The 18,259-nt window shown below is 60.6% G+C and carries 13 protein-coding genes; 12 read left to right on the forward strand and 1 reads right to left on the reverse strand.

Annotation, left to right across the window (positions count from 1 at the left end; genetic code table 11):
• Nucleotides 1–107 precede the first annotated feature (107 nt).
• Nucleotides 108–1,502 (reverse strand): hypothetical protein, encoded by a 1,395-nt coding sequence (locus AEQ63_RS11070; RefSeq protein ID WP_064363426.1) that lies wholly within the window; start codon nt 1,500–1,502, stop codon nt 108–110.
• Between the two features lie 292 nt (nt 1,503–1,794).
• On the opposite strand from AEQ63_RS11070, the gene AEQ63_RS11075 reads away from it, so the two are divergent.
• The 12 genes from AEQ63_RS11075 to AEQ63_RS11130 all read left to right on the forward strand — a co-directional run bounded on the left by AEQ63_RS11075 (nt 1,795) and on the right by AEQ63_RS11130 (nt 18,228).
• Nucleotides 1,795–2,151 (forward strand): hypothetical protein, encoded by a 357-nt coding sequence (locus AEQ63_RS11075; RefSeq protein WP_064363427.1) that lies wholly within the window; start codon nt 1,795–1,797, stop codon nt 2,149–2,151.
• 519 nt (nt 2,152–2,670) lie between these two features.
• Entirely contained in the window at nt 2,671–3,858 is a 1,188-nt protein-coding gene (locus AEQ63_RS27180) for a YcaO-like family protein (RefSeq protein WP_082367793.1), read from the forward strand.
• Between the two features lie 24 nt (nt 3,859–3,882).
• Entirely contained in the window at nt 3,883–5,589 is a 1,707-nt protein-coding gene (locus AEQ63_RS11085; RefSeq protein ID WP_064363428.1) for an ATP-binding cassette domain-containing protein, read from the forward strand.
• A gap of 167 nt (nt 5,590–5,756) precedes the next feature.
• Entirely contained in the window at nt 5,757–6,716 is a 960-nt protein-coding gene (locus AEQ63_RS11090; protein WP_007913915.1) for an AAA family ATPase, read from the forward strand.
• A 5-nt stretch (nt 6,717–6,721) separates the two neighbouring features.
• On the forward strand, nt 6,722–7,666 hold the full coding sequence (locus AEQ63_RS11095; protein ID WP_016774988.1) for a DUF58 domain-containing protein: 945 nt from the start codon (nt 6,722–6,724) through the stop codon (nt 7,664–7,666).
• Nucleotides 7,663–8,160: a DUF4381 domain-containing protein gene (locus tag AEQ63_RS11100; protein WP_042606790.1), complete on the forward strand. Its 498-nt coding sequence runs from the start codon at nt 7,663–7,665 to the stop codon at nt 8,158–8,160. The genes AEQ63_RS11095 and AEQ63_RS11100 overlap by 4 nt, the downstream gene beginning before the upstream one ends.
• Nucleotides 8,153–9,232, forward strand: a complete 1,080-nt coding sequence (locus tag AEQ63_RS11105) for a vWA domain-containing protein (RefSeq protein WP_064363429.1) — start codon at nt 8,153–8,155, stop codon at nt 9,230–9,232. The genes AEQ63_RS11100 and AEQ63_RS11105 overlap by 8 nt, the downstream gene beginning before the upstream one ends.
• The gene (locus AEQ63_RS11110; RefSeq protein WP_064363430.1) at nt 9,229–10,965 is read left to right on the forward strand and encodes a vWA domain-containing protein; all 1,737 of its coding nucleotides are present in this window, start codon (nt 9,229–9,231) and stop codon (nt 10,963–10,965) included. Before AEQ63_RS11105 ends, AEQ63_RS11110 begins: the two co-directional genes overlap by 4 nt.
• Nucleotides 10,962–12,593 (forward strand): BatD family protein, encoded by a 1,632-nt coding sequence (locus AEQ63_RS11115; RefSeq protein ID WP_064363431.1) that lies wholly within the window; start codon nt 10,962–10,964, stop codon nt 12,591–12,593. Before AEQ63_RS11110 ends, AEQ63_RS11115 begins: the two co-directional genes overlap by 4 nt.
• A gap of 153 nt (nt 12,594–12,746) precedes the next feature.
• On the forward strand, nt 12,747–13,991 hold the full coding sequence (locus tag AEQ63_RS11120; protein WP_064363432.1) for an exonuclease SbcCD subunit D C-terminal domain-containing protein: 1,245 nt from the start codon (nt 12,747–12,749) through the stop codon (nt 13,989–13,991).
• Nucleotides 13,988–17,629, forward strand: a complete 3,642-nt coding sequence (locus tag AEQ63_RS11125; RefSeq protein WP_064363433.1) for an AAA family ATPase — start codon at nt 13,988–13,990, stop codon at nt 17,627–17,629. Before AEQ63_RS11120 ends, AEQ63_RS11125 begins: the two co-directional genes overlap by 4 nt.
• Nucleotides 17,626–18,228: a glutathione S-transferase gene (locus AEQ63_RS11130; protein ID WP_064363434.1), complete on the forward strand. Its 603-nt coding sequence runs from the start codon at nt 17,626–17,628 to the stop codon at nt 18,226–18,228. The genes AEQ63_RS11125 and AEQ63_RS11130 overlap by 4 nt, the downstream gene beginning before the upstream one ends.
• Nucleotides 18,229–18,259: the final 31 nt, after the last annotated feature.

Below are 18,259 nucleotides of genomic sequence, written 5' to 3' on the forward strand. Positions count from 1 at the left end.
GCCAGTACGGTCGCCAGGAACGTTACATATCCGGAAACGAAAACGCCCAAGGCCCTTTTATCGACCCTGAGCGTGGCATCCGGTTCAGCGCCAGCGGATGACGCGGATCAGTCTGGCAGCTCCTCAAAGGCTCTGAATTTGCTCACCGTGGCGCAGTCGTAGCACATCGTTTGCAGGATCTGCTTGTCCATGCTGGCGTCGATGTTGCTCGAATCACATTCGCGACAGAACAGGCGCAGATGGCTGAGCAAGTCGCTGTCGAACGCTACGGCGCTGAAGAATTGCGGGACCAGTTCGTCACGCCAGTACATGCCCGGCGATTTGGAAAACCCGGCGCCACTGTCCTTGAGCACGACGTCGTAAAGCAACCGCTGCAAGGCCGTTTGCGGCACCCGCGCATCGCGATGGGCATTCTTGCGCCAGTTGCGCGCCAGCGCGTCCTGCGCCGTGCCCAGCATGTTGCGTGGAATGGTGTTGGAGGCGTGACTGCGCCCTTTGGAATTGCCGGTGGCATAGAAATGCGCGGCGTTTCTCACTGCCAGCCGGGCGAAGTAATAGAGCTGGCTGACCGAAAAGTCCTGCAGCAACTGCCCGACCACCTCCTCGGCGCGGGCTTCGGCCGTGAAGGCGAAGTCCACTTCATGGGCCAACACACGGATGTATTGAATGGACTCTTCGCGGGCCAGACTGAAAACCAGCGAATAGATTTCGCTTTTCCAGGCAGCTTGTACGCTGCCTGACAACTCCTGATACAGCATCAGGTACAGATTCTCTCGGGTACTGCGCGCGGCGCCGTCGAGCGTGACGTTGGGCAGCCAACGCACCGCGCTGTACTCGCGAATGCTGCAGCCCTCACTGCGATCGAACGCGTTGATGTCGGAATCGGTGGAAACCGCCAGCACCCCGGCTTCATGCAGGCTTTTGAGCAACTCTTCTCGAGTCTCATAAGTCTGGGCGAGCAGTTCCTCTCTGGATGGCGCATTCAGCGGCGCAATCCATTCAACGTTGGCGCCATAGCCGTCATCCAGCAAGGCGAGCAACGTCAACTTCTGCACAAACCCCAGATTGGCGTAAGGCACTGCAGGTTTTCGCGCGGCATATCGCGCCTCCAGCTCCAAACGGTCCCGCGCGGCCCGGGCCGCCAGTTGCTGCTGGCGCAACTTGAAGCATTCCTTGCAGTTGCACGTGGTGTGGCGGCGATTGGCGCCGGTCACGCTGTGCTGGTGTTCACAGCGTACGCATTTGAAGGTACTGCGCAGCGAAAGCGGCGTGCCTCTGGCGTGTCGTCGCACCCACATCGGCAATTCGCAATAGGGGCAGGTGAGGTCTGCACTGACAATCGGTGGCAGAACCCTGAGCAGACTGCGCACCGTAGAAGGAATCTGGAACTCCTCCATCAGTTGTGCAGTTTTCTCGCCTTCCAGATAGCGCTTGTAGATCTCCTCGATCTGCTCATCGGACAAGTGGCGGATTTCTTCGGCGCGTTCGAAGTATTGGGTCATGGCAAAGGTCCTTTTTGGGGTTTGGGTAACGCACTCCATTGCGCAAGAGCGGCGAAACTACCGATAAAAAGGTGGCTATCACAAGCGAAAAATCGCAATTACGGCCGGATTTTGCGCATCCGGTAATTGCCTTACGCTGACGTCGGATTTCCCCTTCTCGCTACTCGGAAGTGGGCGACGGAAATGTCCTGCTTTGCCACTTTTTGCCGATGCAGGCAGCGCGAATGAGCAGAGACTGGCAAAATCGCGCCTTCGAACAGGTGTAACGCCGCCACTGCCCAGGATTTTCCCCATGCAAATGACCACCGCCCTACTGATCGTCAACCCGTGCGACGACGAAGAAGACAACATGGCCATGCTGTGCTGCCACAGCGACAAGGGCGAGATGTTCCTGATGAGCCGCTATCCGGATGAGGATGAGCTGGAGATCACCCTGGATGGCGAACCTTCGACACTGGACGGGGTAAAGGTCACGCTGACTTCGAATCTGCTGAAGATCGAGATCGCTGCGGCGGATGCCGATGCGTTGAATGGGGACGACGTGCTGGAGATCAGCTTTAACCCGGATATGGTGGATATGGATGAGGTTGTCGAGACTTTGAAGAATATTCTCGATGGGACAGGGACTTTTGTAATTAATCTGGAATAACCAGTTCGGCTCACATGGCAAGATAAATGACGACGGCATTTGATCGCCCCTTATGCCATCGTCATTAATTACACGCTGATCGATACCTCTACAAGCTCTAAACACCTGCAAACCATAATTCGCGCTAATTTTTTGCATAGAACGCCGCTGTGTTTAACAGCACGAAGTTCGATCCTACTACTCCTCAAGAAGCGTCCTACGCAATCATCGGAAGCCGTCTGATTGCTGGCCCAACCCTCCCTTGTTATTACTCGTTGCGCTTGCAAAAAAACATGCAAGCTCGGCGCACAAAAAAGTGCCGACAACGTGATATTCAATGGAGTCATATGTAATGGGTAGAAAACGTTCTGAAATAAACACCTTCGATGATTTGCCTTATGGCTCGGGCCACTTTGAAGGTTTCCTGGCGACGGAACTGGACTTCTTCGCCTCCCTGACCCGCTGACTCGGCCTCCCGATCAGCCAATCCTGAAAATGCCGAAAGTCGATCTTTCGGCATTCAAGCCCACGAGGCTCACCATGTCAGAGCGTGAGATTTCATCCAGCGAAGCGTTTGTCCGAATAAACAATGTTATCCAGACACTGGGTTTGAGAGCGCGAGTGCGCTATGTCGATGACGGTAATCTGGTCGCTACTGCCGAACTTTATAACGAATACAACACGCTGATTGAATCAGGCGCAGGCAAAGGTCCCGACGCGCTTGTAGGTGCACTTGCTGAAAGCCTTGAGCACTACGCGATGTTTCACGCCGAGCCGCCATTTTGCACAACGCTTGGTTGCAGTGACATCGCTTCGCAGAACGGGGTCGAGTCGGACGGCATTTTCACAAGTCTGCAAAAAAACATCGAGCCTCTACAGTGTCTGCAGCTTCCAGCACTCGACGGCTGCGCCGGGCTTTTTGTGCCATGCGCCCTGCTGTATCCGGTCAAAGATGAACGTAAAACAACGAGTCAACCGACGCGCTTTTTAAATCGCTACGCCTCTAACTCCGGAACTGCTTTCGGCTGCACGAAATCAGAAGCACTGCTGCACGGTACCCTGGAACTGATTGAGCGACACCTGTTGTCCCGGTTTTTCATGGCCGTCTGCAGACTGATACCTCCGATCGATCTCTACTCACCATCGGCGCCCCTGCTTGCGCAAGCCCTGTTCAACAACTCATACGCGCTACGGGCTGCCGAAGCTTTGCAGATCATCATTATCAAAGACGAGTCAGAAGTTTATCTGGCAGTTGCATTCCCACGAACCGGCCCCGGCGACCGACATATATCCGCAATCGGCTCCGGCTGTTCTTTGGACATATTTATCGCCATCCAAAGAGCGGTAACGGAGCAGTTCCAATCAAACGCCTTATACGACGCCAACGATGAAATCGCGGACCGAAAGGTACTTGATGTGCTTTGTCAATCCGAGAAACTGAAACAGCTGATAGACTTCGCACCTGTTAAAAACTTGAAACTCAATACCCTGGCACCCTCAAAAAACCTACCTGCACTCTCTGTTCCTGAACAACTTGCCTTGCTCCGAAAAAACCTGAGCGGCATGAACAAAGTCCTATTTTTCAGAACAGTCATGGAGTATCCCGGGACCAACGTAGTTACCCAGACTTATATCCCGGGTCTCGAACGATTCAACATAATCAGAAATGGCCAACCCGTAGCTCCTCAGCACATTTTGCTCGGCACCAGGAGTTCGCCAACGGCGTGATTCAAAACGACCACAGGCACACTCATGCATACATTTATAAGAACAGCCTGCGAGAAACATCGACTCCTGCTGGTGATGACAATAGGCGCAACCATCACCCTGAAAATCCTGGCCCTGGCCCCTCCTTTGTTGTTGGGCAAGATCGTCGATTCACTAAACGATGCCGATCACACAACGCTGCGTACGCTGCTTTTTTTCACCGCAGCTTTTACGCTGGCCGGTTGCATTCAGTCGATGACCACCCCCCTGCAAACGCTGCTGCTCTCAAAGCTCGTCCAGCGAATTGTCATGGATGCTTCCATCAATTGGATGGCGCGGTTGATGGGCAAGGACTTTTCCCAGTTCGGCACGTGGCGAATAGGACAGTTCATCAAGTCGGTCGAGCGCGGAATCACTGCCCACGAACAGTTGCTGATGTTCTTCGTCACTACGGGTTTTCCCCTGTGTCTGGAATTTCTTATTGTGGCCGGCGCATTCTGGTATATGGGCGGAGCCTGGGTTTTCTGCGCGCTAGCAGGCCTCGGTGGCTGTTATCTCTATGCAACTCACCGGATTATTCGATGGCGCAGAAAACACATCGATGCTGTTAATGACCAGGAGGATGAGCTGAGTGCAACCTTGGTCAATACTTTGAGGGCTGGTAAATCGATAAAACTGGAACGCGCCGAACGCACGGCCCTGCAACCCTTGAACCGAGCGTTTGAGCGCTACGCCAATGCTGCGGTGACCGTAGCAGGCTCGGGCGGACTGTTGAGCGCGGCGAAGATTTTGTTTATCAGCCTGTCCACCGGCGGTTTGTTGGCTTGGGGAGTTATGGATCAGACGTCCGGACAAGCAAGTATCAGCGTCGGTCAGTTGGTGGCCATTTTCTCTATTGCTGGTACGTTCCTGTTGAATGTATCGGCGCTGACCGAAGGCTATCGGGTGCTGGATCAATTCTCGGCTGATCAACGGCGACTCAAAGAATTACTTGCAACTGGTGACTTCGATAACGATCGCCGCAATTACTCTGATGCGTTGCATAACCTATCAACATTACGGCTCGAGCCCTGCGAGATCACCCATAACGGCGTTGCGCGGCTATCAATTGCCCGCCAGATCAGCTTCCGACAGGGCCAATCCGTCGCGATCATCGGGCCCAGCGGCGCTGGCAAATCCACGTTACTCGAAGCGCTGGCAGGACTGGATTTTTCGGTGCGGCCTCGGCTGTTCATCGACGAGCTATGCATAGATCGCTTAAATGCTCGCGCTCATCTGGAAACGGTGCGTTACAGCCCCCAGTCTCCGCAGTTCCTGGAAGGAAGTTTTGAACAGTCCGTACTTTTCGGTGTTGAGCGGTCGAAGACCTTGAACGAGGCAATTCAATGCCTCCAGCTTGATGAAATCATTGGCCGAGGTCACATCGCTGAAAACGCCACCAATATCTCCGGAGGTGAAGCGAAGCGGCTTTCGTTGCTGCGACTCCTGAATCGACCGGGCAAATTCAATCTGTTTGATGAGCCGAGTGCTTCGATTGAACCGAAACTCGCCACACCAGTGTGGGATTTGCTATTCAAGACATTCGCTGGACAGGGCTTTATATGTGTCACCCATGATGTTGAACATCTCCATCGTTTTGACCGCGTGCTCGTCATGCAGCAAGGCGCCATCGTTGATGAAGGCAAATGGTTCGAACTGCTTGAGCGCCCCGCCATCAAGGTCATATTGCACAGCTTGCACACGCAGACCTGAATCGCAAAAACGTCCAGAAACGGCCCCACACAGTGCAAACGAGGGCCGATACTGACAAATCGCGCAAATGCCGTTAGTCGCCGCCCCCCGCGATGGATTAAAGTAACGCCCCCAGCCCCGGCGTTATCCGAACGCCCCGGCCACTCCTTTTCCAGGAACAGTCACCGATGGAACATCGTGAAGCGCTGCTGGCGCTGCGAACCTTTCTTTCAACGCAGATTCTCGGCCAGGAAAAACTCATTGAGCGCTTGCTCATCGCCCTGCTCGCCGACGGCCACATGCTGGTCGAGGGCGCTCCCGGTCTGGCCAAGACCAAAGCGATCAAAGAACTCGCCGAGGGCATCGAAGCCCAGTTCCATCGTATTCAGTTCACCCCCGACCTGCTGCCGGCCGATATCACCGGCACCGAGATCTACCGCCCGGAAACCGGCAGTTTCGTGTTCCAGCAAGGGCCGATCTTCCACAACCTCGTGCTGGCGGACGAAATCAACCGCGCGCCGGCCAAGGTGCAATCGGCCCTGCTCGAAGCGATGGCCGAGCGTCAGGTCAGTGTCGGGCGCAGCACTTATGAACTGTCGCCGCTGTTCCTGGTGATGGCGACGCAGAACCCGATCGAACAGGAAGGTACCTACCCGCTGCCGGAAGCCCAGCTCGATCGTTTCCTCATGCACGTCAAGATCGGCTTCCCCGACGCCGCCGTTGAACGCCGCATCCTCCAGCAGGCCCGTGGCGAGGCGTTGAACGGTGAGACCAAGCCCGAGCGTCGGGTCAGCCAGCAGGCGATCTTCGCCGCGCGCAAGGAAATCCTCGGTTTGTACATGGCCGACGCCGTGGAGGAATACCTGGTGCAACTGGTCATGGCCACGCGCAACCCGGCCAAGTTCGACCCGGAAATGGCCGAGTGGATCGCCTATGGCGCCAGCCCGCGCGGTTCGATCGCGCTGGATCGCTGCGCCCGCGCCCACGCCTGGCTGGCCGGTCGCGACTTCGTAAGCCCGGAAGACATTCAGGCCGTGCTGTTCGACGTGTTGCGCCACCGCATCATTCTGTCGTTTGAAGCCGAAGCCGCTGGCATCGATCAGGACCGCGTGGTGCAGCGGATTCTCGACGTCGTCGCCGTCGCTTGACCCCCATGAACGCCGCCCTGCCCTCCGAACCCGGTATCCGCATCAGCCTCGCCGAGCTGATCGAGATGCGTCACCGCGTGCGCGAGGTGCAACTGTTTTCCACGCCGAGTCAGCGAAGCCCGCTGATCGGCCTGCATCACTCGAAATTCCGTGGCCGTGGCGTCGACTTCGACCAGGTGCGGGTGTATCAGGCCGGCGACGATGTGCGCACCATCGACTGGCGCGTCACCGCGCGCACGCAGGAGCCGCACACCAAGCTGTTCCATGAGGAGCGCGAGCGGCCGATTTTCATCATGGTCGAGCAGAGCACGCGGCTGTTTTTCGGTTCGGGGCTGATGTTCAAGTCGGTGCTGGCGGCACAAGTCGCGGCGTTGATCGGCTGGGCGGCGCTGGGGCACAACGATCGCGTCGGCGGGCTGGTGTTCGGCGACAACGAGCACTACGAAATCAAGCCGCGGCGCAGCAAGCAGAGCCTGCTGCAATTGCTCAACCGCCTGGTCAAGGTCAATCAGTCGCTGCACAGCGAGCGCGAGCCGGATCGCGATGCCTTCGGCGTGGCCCTGCGCCGCGCGCGGGAAGTGCTGCGGCCGGGCAGTCTGGCCATCGTCATTTGTGATGAGCGCGCGTTGTCCGACAGCGCCGAGCAGCAACTGAGCCTGCTGGCGCGGCATTGCGATCTGCTGATGTTGCCGCTGTCCGATCCACTCGATCACGCCCTGCCCGCCGCCGGCCTGCTGCGCTTCGCCGAGCGTGGCGCACAGCTGGAAATCGACACGCTGAATTTCGACCTGCGCCAGACCTACCGCGCCCAGGCCGAAGCGCGCATCGCTCGCTGGGAATTGCTCGCGCAAAAGCTGCGGGTGTTGCTGATGCCGTTGAGTACGCAGAGCGAAATGGTCGAGCAGATGCGCGAGTTCTTGAACCCGCAGCGTCCGGGGAAAGGTCGATGAACGGCCTCGAGCAACTGCAACCGCTGATCTCACCGCCGCCGATTGCCTTCTGGCCGCCGGCGCCGGGCTGGTGGCTGCTGCTTCTGCTGTTGCCGCTGCTGGGTTTCGCCGTGTGGAAGCTGCGCCGTTTCATTCCGATGAAGAAACGCCCGGTGGTGCGTGCCGAGCAACCGCTGGACCCGGTGCGCATCGCCGCCCTCGCCGAATTGGCGCAAATGCCCAAGCCCTACGACGGCGCCCCGGCCGGCGCCTGGCTGCAACAACTCAACGGCCTGCTCAAGCGTCTGTGCCGCAACCACTATCCGTACAGCCAGAGCCACACCCTCAACGGGCGCAAATGGCTGGCCTTCCTCGACAACCGCTGCCCCGCTGCCGGCCTGACGCGCTGGATGGTGCTGGTCGAAGGCGCGTACAAACCGGAATGCAAACTCGACGACAAAGCCATCGCCGGCCTGACTCAGGCAGTCGACACGTGGATTCGCAAACATGTTTGAGTTCGCCTGGCCGTGGATCTTTGCGCTGCTGCCGCTACCGTGGTTGATGCGTCTGGTCCTGCCGGTGGCCGACAGCGGCGAGCCGGCGCTGAAAGTCAGTTTCCTCGCCGACCTCGAAGGCCTCGCCCGCCGCCGTGCCCGCGCCAACTTGCCGGCATGGCGGCAGCAGGCGCCGTTTATCTTGCTGTGGCTGATCCTGCTGATCGCCGCCGCCCGCCCGCAATGGCTCGGCGAACCGCTGCCGATTGCCGCCAGTGGCCGTGATCTGCTGGTGGCAGTGGACGTCTCCGGCTCGATGGATTTCCCCGACATGCAGTGGCAGGACGAAGAGGTCAGTCGCTTGTCGCTGGTGCAGCATTTGCTCGGCGATTTCCTTGAAAGCCGCGATGGCGACCGCGTCGGATTGATCCTGTTTGGCAGTCAGGCCTACCTGCAAGCGCCGCTGACCTTTGACCGACGCACCGTGCGAGTGTGGCTCGACGAGGCGCGGATCGGTATCGCCGGCAAGAACACCGCGATCGGCGATGCCATCGGCCTGGCCTTGAAACGCCTGCGTCTGCGTCCGGCGCAAAGTCGCGTGCTGATTCTGGTCACCGACGGCGCCAACAATGGCGGCGAAATCAATCCCCTGACCGCTGCGAAACTGGCAGCCAGCGAAGGCGTCAGAATCTATCCGATCGGCATCGGCGCCGATCCCGAGGACAGCGGCTCGACGGGGCTGCTCGGGGTCAATCCGAGCCTTGACCTGGATGAACCGGCGCTCAAGGCCATCGCCGAAGTCACCGGCGGCCAGTACTTCCGCGCCCACGACGGCAAAGAGCTGCAGGCGATCAAGGACACCCTCGATCAGCTCGAGCCGGTGACTCAGCAACCGACTCAGGCACGCCCGGCGCAGGCTTTGTATCACTGGCCGCTGGCGTTGGCGCTGTGGTTGAGCCTGTTGCTGGTGGTTCGCGAATTGTGGCCGGACAACCCGCTGCAACGCCTGTTCAGCAAGCAACTGTATTTGCAAAGTCCGTTGCCGGACTGGCGTGAGCGCCTGCAACGTTTGCGTCTGCGGAGGCGCCGATGATCGCGCTCTGGCCGCACTGGTTCCGCCCCTGGTGGCTGTTGCTGTTGCCGTTGCTCGGCTGGCTGCTCTGGCAACTCTGGCACCGGCAGAAGCGCGCCGGTCGCTGGCAGATGATTCTGCCACCAGCGTTTCACGCGGCCCTGCTCAGTGGTGGCAGCGGGCGCCAGAGCAAATTGCCGTGGATCGCCCTTGGCGTGGCGTGGTTGCTGACCATTCTGGCGCTGCTCGGGCCGAGCTGGGAGCGCGTCGAACAGACCAGCCAGAAACCCGCCGATCCGCTGGTGGTGGTGCTCGAACTGACGCCAGAGATGCTCGCCACCGACTCGCCGCCAACACGTCTGGAGCAGGCGCGGCGCAAGCTGTTCGACCTGTTGCAGGCGCGCAGCGATGCGCAGACTGCCATCGTGGTTTATGCCGGCAGCGCGCACACGCTGGTGCCGCTGTCGGATGATCTGGCGACCAGCCGTAATCTGCTCGATGCACTCAAACCGTCGCTGATGCCGCAAAGCGGTCACCGCGCCGATCTGGCAGTGGACAAGGCACTGGCCTTGCTCAAGCAAGGGGCGCTGGGTGAGGGACGGATTCTGTTGATCGGTTCGTCGCTCAATGAAGAGGAACGGCGCGGTATTCGTCGCGCGCTCAATGGCGAGTCGACGCAACTGCTGATGCTCGGGATCGGCACCGCTGAAGGTGCGCCGATTGCCCAGGAGGACGGCAGTTTCCTCAAGGACGAGCAAGGCGCGATCCGCGTGCCTCAACTCGACAGCCCGGGTTTGGCGACCTTCCTCAACAGTGTCGGCGGCGAGTATCGCTCGGCGCGACTCGACGAGGCTGATCTCGGCGCCCTTGGCCTGCTCAACGGCCCGCGCAGCCTGCGTGACGATGGCCAGACCGTGCGCCTCGACACCTGGGCCGATCAGGGTTACTGGCTGCTGTTGCCGCTGCTGTTGCTGGCGGCCTGTGCCGGGCGTCGCGGCTGGCTGTTCTGCCTGCCGCTGCTGTGGTGCCTGCCGCAACCGAGCTACGCTTTCGACTTCGAAGACTTGTGGCTGCGCCCTGACCAGCAGGGTTTGCACCTGCTCAAGCAGAAGCGCCCGGCCGAGGCCGCGCAGCATTTCGAGGATCATCAGTGGCAAGGGGTGGCGTTGTACGAGGCCGGCGACTACAGTGGCGCCGCTCAGCGCTTCGCCGAGGGCAGCGATGCCCGCGCCCACTACAATCGTGGCAACGCCCTGGCAAAAAGCGGTGAGCTGGAAGCAGCAATCGACGCCTACGAACAGGCGCTGGAGCTGCAAGCGGATCTGCGTCCGGCGCAGACCAACAAGGCGTTGGTGGAAAACCTGCTGAAGCAGAAAAACGCCTCGCCGCCGACCGAACCGGATAACCAGCCGAACCAACAAAGTCTGCCCGGCGATGAGCCCTCGCCGACCACCGCGCCCCCTCCGGCGGTGACCAGCGAAACCCAGAGCGAGGCGCAACCGGCCGAGTCCGCGAGCGAACCACCTCCGACCGCCCCGCCACTGCCAGGCCCCAACGAAATCCCCGGCAGCAACGAGGAAGAGGAAACCGACACGGTGCCGACCCTGCGCCCGAGCGAGAACAATCTCGAAGGCGAACAGCGTCAGGCGCTCGAGCAATGGCTGGGCAAGATCCCGGACGACCCGGGCGAACTGCTCAGGCGCAAATTCTGGTACGAACAGCAACAACATCAGGATCAGGAAAACATTCGATGACCCGCTTCACCGCTCTCTTGCTGCCCCTGCTGATCAGCACGTTTACCGCTCAGGCGGCCGAGCTGACCGCCAGCGTGGATCGCAGTCGCCTGAACTCCGGCGAGACGGTCGAGCTCACCCTCGAAACTGATGACGTCACCCAGTTCGGCAAGCCGGACCTGTCGGCGCTGGAAGCGCTGTTCGAAGTGCGCGGCACGCGTCAGGTCAACCAGCTCAACACGCTCAACGGCGACACCCGTGCGACCACGCGCTGGATCATCACCCTGCTGCCGAAAGAGAACGGCAGCGTAACTATTCCGCCGCTGCAACTGGGCGAAGCGCAAAGCCAGCCGATCACCGTGCAGGTGTTTGCCAGCGATCACCGCGAAGACAAGAACAGCCTCGATCCGGTGTTCATCGAAGCCAGCCTCGATCAGACCAGCGTCTATGTACAGGCCCAGGCCATCCTGACCCTGCGCATCTATCATTCAGTCTCGCTGTACGACGACAGCAGCCTGAGCCCGCTGCAAATCGCCGATGCGCGCATTGAACAACTTGGCGACACCCGCACCTACGAGAAAGACATCAACGGCCTGCGCCACGGCGTGATCGAGATGCGCTACGCGATCTACCCGCAACACAGCGGCCTGCTGACGATCGCCCCGCAGACCTTCAGCGCCACATTGGTCGATACCGCGCCATCAGCAGACGCCTCGGGACCGAAGCCCGGCAAACTGATGCGCGTCAGTTCTGCGTCGATCCCGTTGACGGTCAAACCGAAACCGCTGACCTACCCGGTCGACGCACCATGGTTGCCGGCACGCAGTCTCAGCCTCAGCGAAAGCTGGAGCCCGGAACCGGATCACACCCAGGTTGGCGATTCCCTGACCCGCAGCCTGACCCTGAAAGTCGAAGGCCTCGCCAGCTCGCAGCTGCCCGCCCTGCCCGCTACCGACGTCAACGGCCTGCGCCGCTACCCCGATCAACCGGTGCTGAGCAACCAGAGCAGCGACCGCGGCATCATCGGCAGCCGCGAAGAACGCGAAGCCCTGGTGCCAAGCCGCAGCGGCGCGATCGACCTGCCAACCGTCGACGTCGTCTGGTGGAACACCTTCGAAGACCACCTCGAACACAGCAGCCTGCCCGCACGCACCCTGCAAGTGGCGAACAACCCGAGCCTGCAAATCGACACCCCGGCCGGCACCCTGCAACCGAGCACACCCGACAACGACACCCTGTGGTGGTGGAAACTCAGCACCCTGATCCTCGCCTGCACCACCCTGCTCGGCTTCGGCCTCTGGTGGCGCGCCCGCTGGCAACCGGCAGTCCACCGCGCCGCGCAGGCCGGCCCGAGCCCGCGCACCCTGCTCGACGACATCAAACGCGCCAGCCAGGCCAACGACCCGCACGCCACCCGCCAGGCACTGGATGCCTGGGCGCGGCAACAACCGGAGACACTGGCAGACATGGCCGCGCGGTTCGTGCCGTTGTCGGATGCGTTGGACGGGTTGAACGGCGCGCTGTACAGCGAGACCGGACAGCATTGGCAGGGCGAGGATTTGTGGCGGGCGATCCGTACTATTCCGGCGGCGGAGCGAGTGCAGGATCCGGTAGGCGAGAGTGGCTTGCCGCCGCTTTATCCCAAGTAAAACGCCAAAGATCGCAGCCTTCGGCAGCTCCTACGGATTCTGTGCAGGAGCTGCCGAAGGCTGCGATCTTTTGATCTTGCCAGTAAACTCACCTTTCTCAAGCCGCCCCGTTCTTTTGCGGCCATCACCTCATTTAACGTTGCGGAGTCCACCTTGCGTCTGTTCCACACCTCCGACTGGCACCTTGGGCAAAACCTGCACGGCCAGGAGCGCGATTTCGAGCACGCGTGTTTTCTCGAATGGCTGCTGCGCCAGTTGCAACTGGCGCAGCCGGATGTGCTGCTGATCGCCGGGGACATCTTCGATACGGTCAATCCGCCGGTCAAAGCACAGGAACGCCTCTACGATTTCATCGTCAGCGCTCACGAACAGCAGCCGCTCCTGACCATCGTGATGATCGCCGGCAACCATGATTCCGGCTCGCGGATCGAATTGCCCGCGCCTCTGATGCGGCGTTTGCGCACCCACGCGTTGGGCCGGGTGCTGTGGCTGGATGACGGCCAGCTCGATGCCGAGCGCCTGTTGCTGCCGCTGCCGAATGCCCAGGGCGAAATCGCCGCGTGGTGTCTGGCCCTGCCATTTTTGCGCCCGGCGGAAGTCACTGGTGCGCATCTGGGCGACAACTATTTGCGCGGCATCGGTCAGGTGCATGAATGGCTGATTGCGGCGGCGAATGCCAAGCGTCAGCCCGGGCAGGCGTTGATCGCTATCAGCCACGCGCACATGGCCGGCGGTTCGGTATCGGAGGATTCCGAGCGCAGCCTGATCATCGGCAATGCCGAAGCGCTGCCCGCCAGCCTGTTCGGCGAAAGCATCAGTTATGTCGCCCTCGGCCATTTGCACAAGCCGCAGAAGGTCAACGGCGAGGAGCGCATCCGCTACAGCGGATCGCCGATTCCGCTGTCGTTCTCGGAGATCGGTTATCAGCATCAGATTCTCGATGTGGTCCTGGACGGCGAAACCCTGGTCAGCGTCGAGCCGAAACTGATCCCGCGCTCGGTCAATCTGCAGCGCATCGGCCCGGCGCCGCTGGCCGAGATTCTGCTGCAACTGGCCGACCTGCCGAACGTCGATCTGCTCGCCGAAACCCAGCGCCAGCCATGGCTCGAAGTGCGGGTGCGCCTCGACGAGCCGCAGCCGGATCTGCGCCATCAAGTGGAGACCGCACTGCAAGGCAAAGCCGTACGTCTGGTACGCATCGCCGCTGAATACGCCGGCAATCGTGGCGCCGATGGCAGCGATGACGGCAGCACGCTGATCGAACTCGACCAGCTCACCCCGCAGGAATTGTTCAGCCGCGCCTGGCTCGACAATTACGGCAGCGAGGTCGATGAGCGAACGCTCAAGGACTTCGCCGAGTTGCTGCAAGACGTGCAACTGGAGGGCGAGCAGCCATGAAGATTCTCGCCATTCGCTTGAAGAACCTCGCCTCGCTGGCCGGGCCGTTCGAGATCGATTTCACTGCTGAGCCGCTGGCCAGCGCCGGTCTGTTCGCGATCACCGGCCCGACCGGCGCCGGCAAAAGTACCCTGCTCGACGCTTTGTGCCTGGCACTGTTCGGCGCTGTGCCGCGCCTGAACAACACTGGCCGCGATGCCAAAGTCCCCGACGCCGACGGCGAGATCGCCACTGGCGACCCGCGCACCTTGCTGCGTCGTGGCACGGGCGAAGGCTATGCCGAAGTGGATTTTGTCGGCGTCGATGGCCGCCGCTATCGCGCACGTTGGGAAGCCAACCGCGCTCGCGAGAAGGCTGGCGGCAAGTTGCAAGCGAGCCGGCAGAGCCTGCGCGATATCGATCAGGATCAATTGCTCGCCAGCCAGAAAGGCGAATACAAAACCCAACTGGAAGCCGCGCTGGGCCTGAATTTCGAACAGTTCACCCGCGCTGTGCTGCTGGCGCAGAGCGAATTCAGCGCGTTCCTCAAGGCCGACGACAACGACCGCAGTGAGCTGCTGGAAAAACTCACCGACACCGCGCTCTACACTCGCCTCGGTCGTCGCGCTTTCGACAAGACCAAAGAAGCCCGCGAAGCGCACAAGCTGCTGCAGGATCAGGCCACCGGGGTCACGCCACTGGCACCTGAAGCGCGCGCCGAACTCGACGAGCGCTTCAACACCGCGCAGCAACACATGAAAGCGCAACAGGCGCAGCTCAAACAGCTTGAGCAACAACACGGTTGGCTGAAGGATTTGCGTCTGTTGCAAGACGCGCAAAAAGCCGCCAGCGAACAACTGCAAACTGCGCAACAGCAATGGCAAGCCCTGGCTGGCGAGCGGGTGAAACTGACGCGTCTGGAGCAGCTTGGCCCGCAGCGCCATCAGTTCGCGCGCAAGGCCGAGCTCGATGCGCTGCTGACGCCACTGGCGGCGCAGATTGCCGCGCACACGCAAGAACATGCGGCCCTCGGGGAACGCCAGACGCAACTGGCGCAAAACCTCGACGCAGCAAAAGTCGCCCTGAGCCAAGCGCAACAACGCCAGAGCGAAAACGCGCCGCTGCTGCGTCAGGCATTCGAAGAGCAAAGCACCCTCGCCCGTCTGATCAAGGACACTGCCAGCAGCGCCGAAGCCCGGCAAGCGGCCGAGCAAGCGTTCAAGGATGGCCAGAGCGCGATTCAGGCCTTGCAGGAAAAACAGGCTGAGGTCACCGAGCGTCTGCAACGCATCGCCACCGGGCTTGAGCAGAGTGTGCATCTGGCGCCGTTGAGCGATGCCTGGAGCGCCTATCGCGATCGCCTGCAACAACTGATGCTGATCGGCAACCGTTTGAACAAGGGCCAGAGCGAACTGGCGTCCCTTGAACAGAACGCCGCGCACAGCGCTGAACAACTGGCTGCGCATAAACAGCAACTGGAAGTCCTGTTCAAGGAGGCCGGTGCTGAACCGGATGCGGTCGCCGAACAGATCGGCCTGCTCGGCACTTTGCTGCAGGACAACCGCAAACAGCTGCGCGCGATCGAAGACCTGTCGCGGCTGTGGGCGTCTCAACAGGATCTCGACAAGCGCAGCGCCGAGTTGCAACAGCGTCAGCTCGACGCGCAGCAGCAACGTGAACGTCTGACCCAGGACGGTGTGAAAACCAAGGCCGAACTGACCGTCGCCGAGCAGACCCTCAATGTCACTCGCGAACTGCTCGAGCGTCAGCGGCTGGCGCGCAGTGCCAGTGTCGAAGAGTTGCGCGCGCAGTTGCAGGACGATCAGCCCTGCCCGGTCTGCGGCAGCAACGAGCATCCGTATCATCAGCCCGAAGCGCTGCTGCAAAGCCTCGGGCGCCACGATGAAAGCGAACAGGCCAATGCCCAGCAAGTGGTCGATCAGCTCAAGGAAAAACTGATCGAACTGCGCGGCGAAGTCGGTGGCGTGATCGCGCAACAGAAAGAATTGCTCCAGCAACAGGAACAACTGGCTGCGCAGCAACAAGCCCTGGCCCCAAGCCTCGACGCGCATCCGCTGGCCGCGCAACTGTTCAATCAGGACGCCGACAAACGCGACGCCTGGCTCAGCCGCCAGAACGAGCAGTTGAACCAAAGCATCACTCAGGACGAACAACGCCAGAGCGCCCTGCTCACCTTGCAGCAGGACGCCGCGCGTCTGTCGCAGCAATTGCGTCAGGCCGAGGCCGCCCATCAGCAAGCGGCGCAACAGCTGAGCCATCAGCAGCATGAACTCAACAGCGACCGTCAGCGCCTTGAGGAGGAACTCAACGCGTTCGGCCCGCTGCTGCCGGCTGACACCCTCGAAGCACTGCGCCTTGAGCCGGCCGCGACGTTCCTGCAACTGGATCGGCAGATCGCCGAGCGTCTGGCCCAGCTCGAGCAGCAAAAGGAAGAACTGAGCGAACAGCAGCAACGCCAGCTAACCCTCGAGAAAGAACAGGATCGCCAGCAGTTGCGCACTCAGCAACTGCAAAACGTCGAGGAGCAATTCACGGCGTTGACCGAGCAGCAGCAAAGCTGTCAGGAAAAACTCGCGCTACTGATTGGCGAGCACAGCAGCGCCGAGCATTGGCAGCAGCAGTTGGAACACGCGGTGGAACAGGCGCGTATTGCCGAGACCAGCACGGCTGAGGAACTGCAGACCGTACGCACGCAGCTGGTGCAAATCGCCGCTGAGCTCAAGGCGCAGCAGGATCGCCTGCAAGCACTGCAAGCTGAAGATTGGGCACTCGCCGCCAAGATCGCCGATTGGCGCGCCAACCATCCGGAACTGGATGACGGCGGCCTCGAAGACTTGCTGCGCTTCGATGACGCGCAGGTCGCCGAATTGCGCCAGACTCTTCAGCACAACGAAAAAGCCATCGAACAGGCCCAGGTCTTGTTGCAGGAGCGCGATCAGCGCCTGCTCGATCATCAGGCCCGGCAAGACGACAATCTTGACGCCGAACAGCTCGATAGCGCCCTCGCTGAATTGCAAAAACAGTTCGCCGTCAGTGAGCAGCAGTGCGCCGAGTTGCGCGCCGAACAGGTTGAAGACCAGCGCCGGCAGAACGCCAATCAGGCGCTGGCCCAGCAGATCGCCGAGGCTTATGCCGAGTATCAACGCTGGGCGCGGCTCAGTGCGTTGATCGGCTCGGCCACCGGCGACACCTTCCGCAAGATCGCCCAGGCCTACAACCTCGACCTGCTGGTGCATCACGCCAACGCGCAACTGCGCCAACTGGTCAAACGCTATCGCCTCAAACGTGGCGGCAGCATGCTCGGCCTGCTGGTGATGGACACGGAAATGGGCGACGAACTGCGCTCGGTACATTCGTTGTCCGGCGGCGAGACGTTCCTCGTCTCGCTGGCGTTGGCGCTGGGTCTGGCTTCGATGGCGTCGAGCACGCTGAAAATCGAATCGCTGTTTATCGACGAAGGTTTCGGCAGCCTCGATCCGGAATCGCTGCAACTGGCCATGGATGCACTGGATGGATTGCAGGCGCAAGGGCGCAAGGTGGCGGTGATTTCCCATGTGCAGGAAATGCACGAACGCATCCCGGTGCAGATTCAGGTGCGGCGCCAGGGCAATGGTTTGAGCACGCTGGAGGTGAAATGAACACGCTGTATTCGTTCCGCCGCTGCCCTTACGCGATGCGGGCGCGGATGGCGCTGCGTTATGCGGACGTACCGGTGGAGATTGTTGAGGTCAGCCTCAAGGACAAGCCGGCGCAGATGCTCGCGCTCTCGCCCAAGGGCACGGTGCCGGTGCTGGATGCCGATGGCGTGGTGATTGATGAGAGCCTGCAGATCATGCGCTGGGCGTTGGCGCAGAATGATCCGGATGATTGGTCGCTGGCCGGAGATTCATTCGCGGCGCTGTGGATGGAAAAGCTGATTGAGGGCAATGATCAGATTTTCAAAACAGCTTTGAATCGTTACAAGTATGCCGAGCGCTACCCTGAGCAGCCGATGGAAGCTTATCGCGCTGAAGGTGGATTGTTTCTGCAGAAGCTGGATGAGCTGCTCGAAGGCCGCGAATATTTGCTGGCCGATCATCAAAGCCTCGCCGACATCGCCCTGCTGCCCTTCGTCCGGCAGTTCGCTCATGTTGATCGGGAGTGGTTTGCGCAGACCCCGTACGTTCGTTTGCAAGCCTGGTTGCAGCGTCTCCTCGAATCCGAACTGTTCACTTCAATCATGAAGAAGTCGAGCTGAATCTCGGCCTCACACACACCTGTGGCGAGGG

The sequence above is a fragment of the Pseudomonas sp. RIT-PI-o genome (assembly GCF_001297215.1).
GTDB lineage: Bacteria > Pseudomonadota > Gammaproteobacteria > Pseudomonadales > Pseudomonadaceae > Aquipseudomonas > Aquipseudomonas moraviensis_A.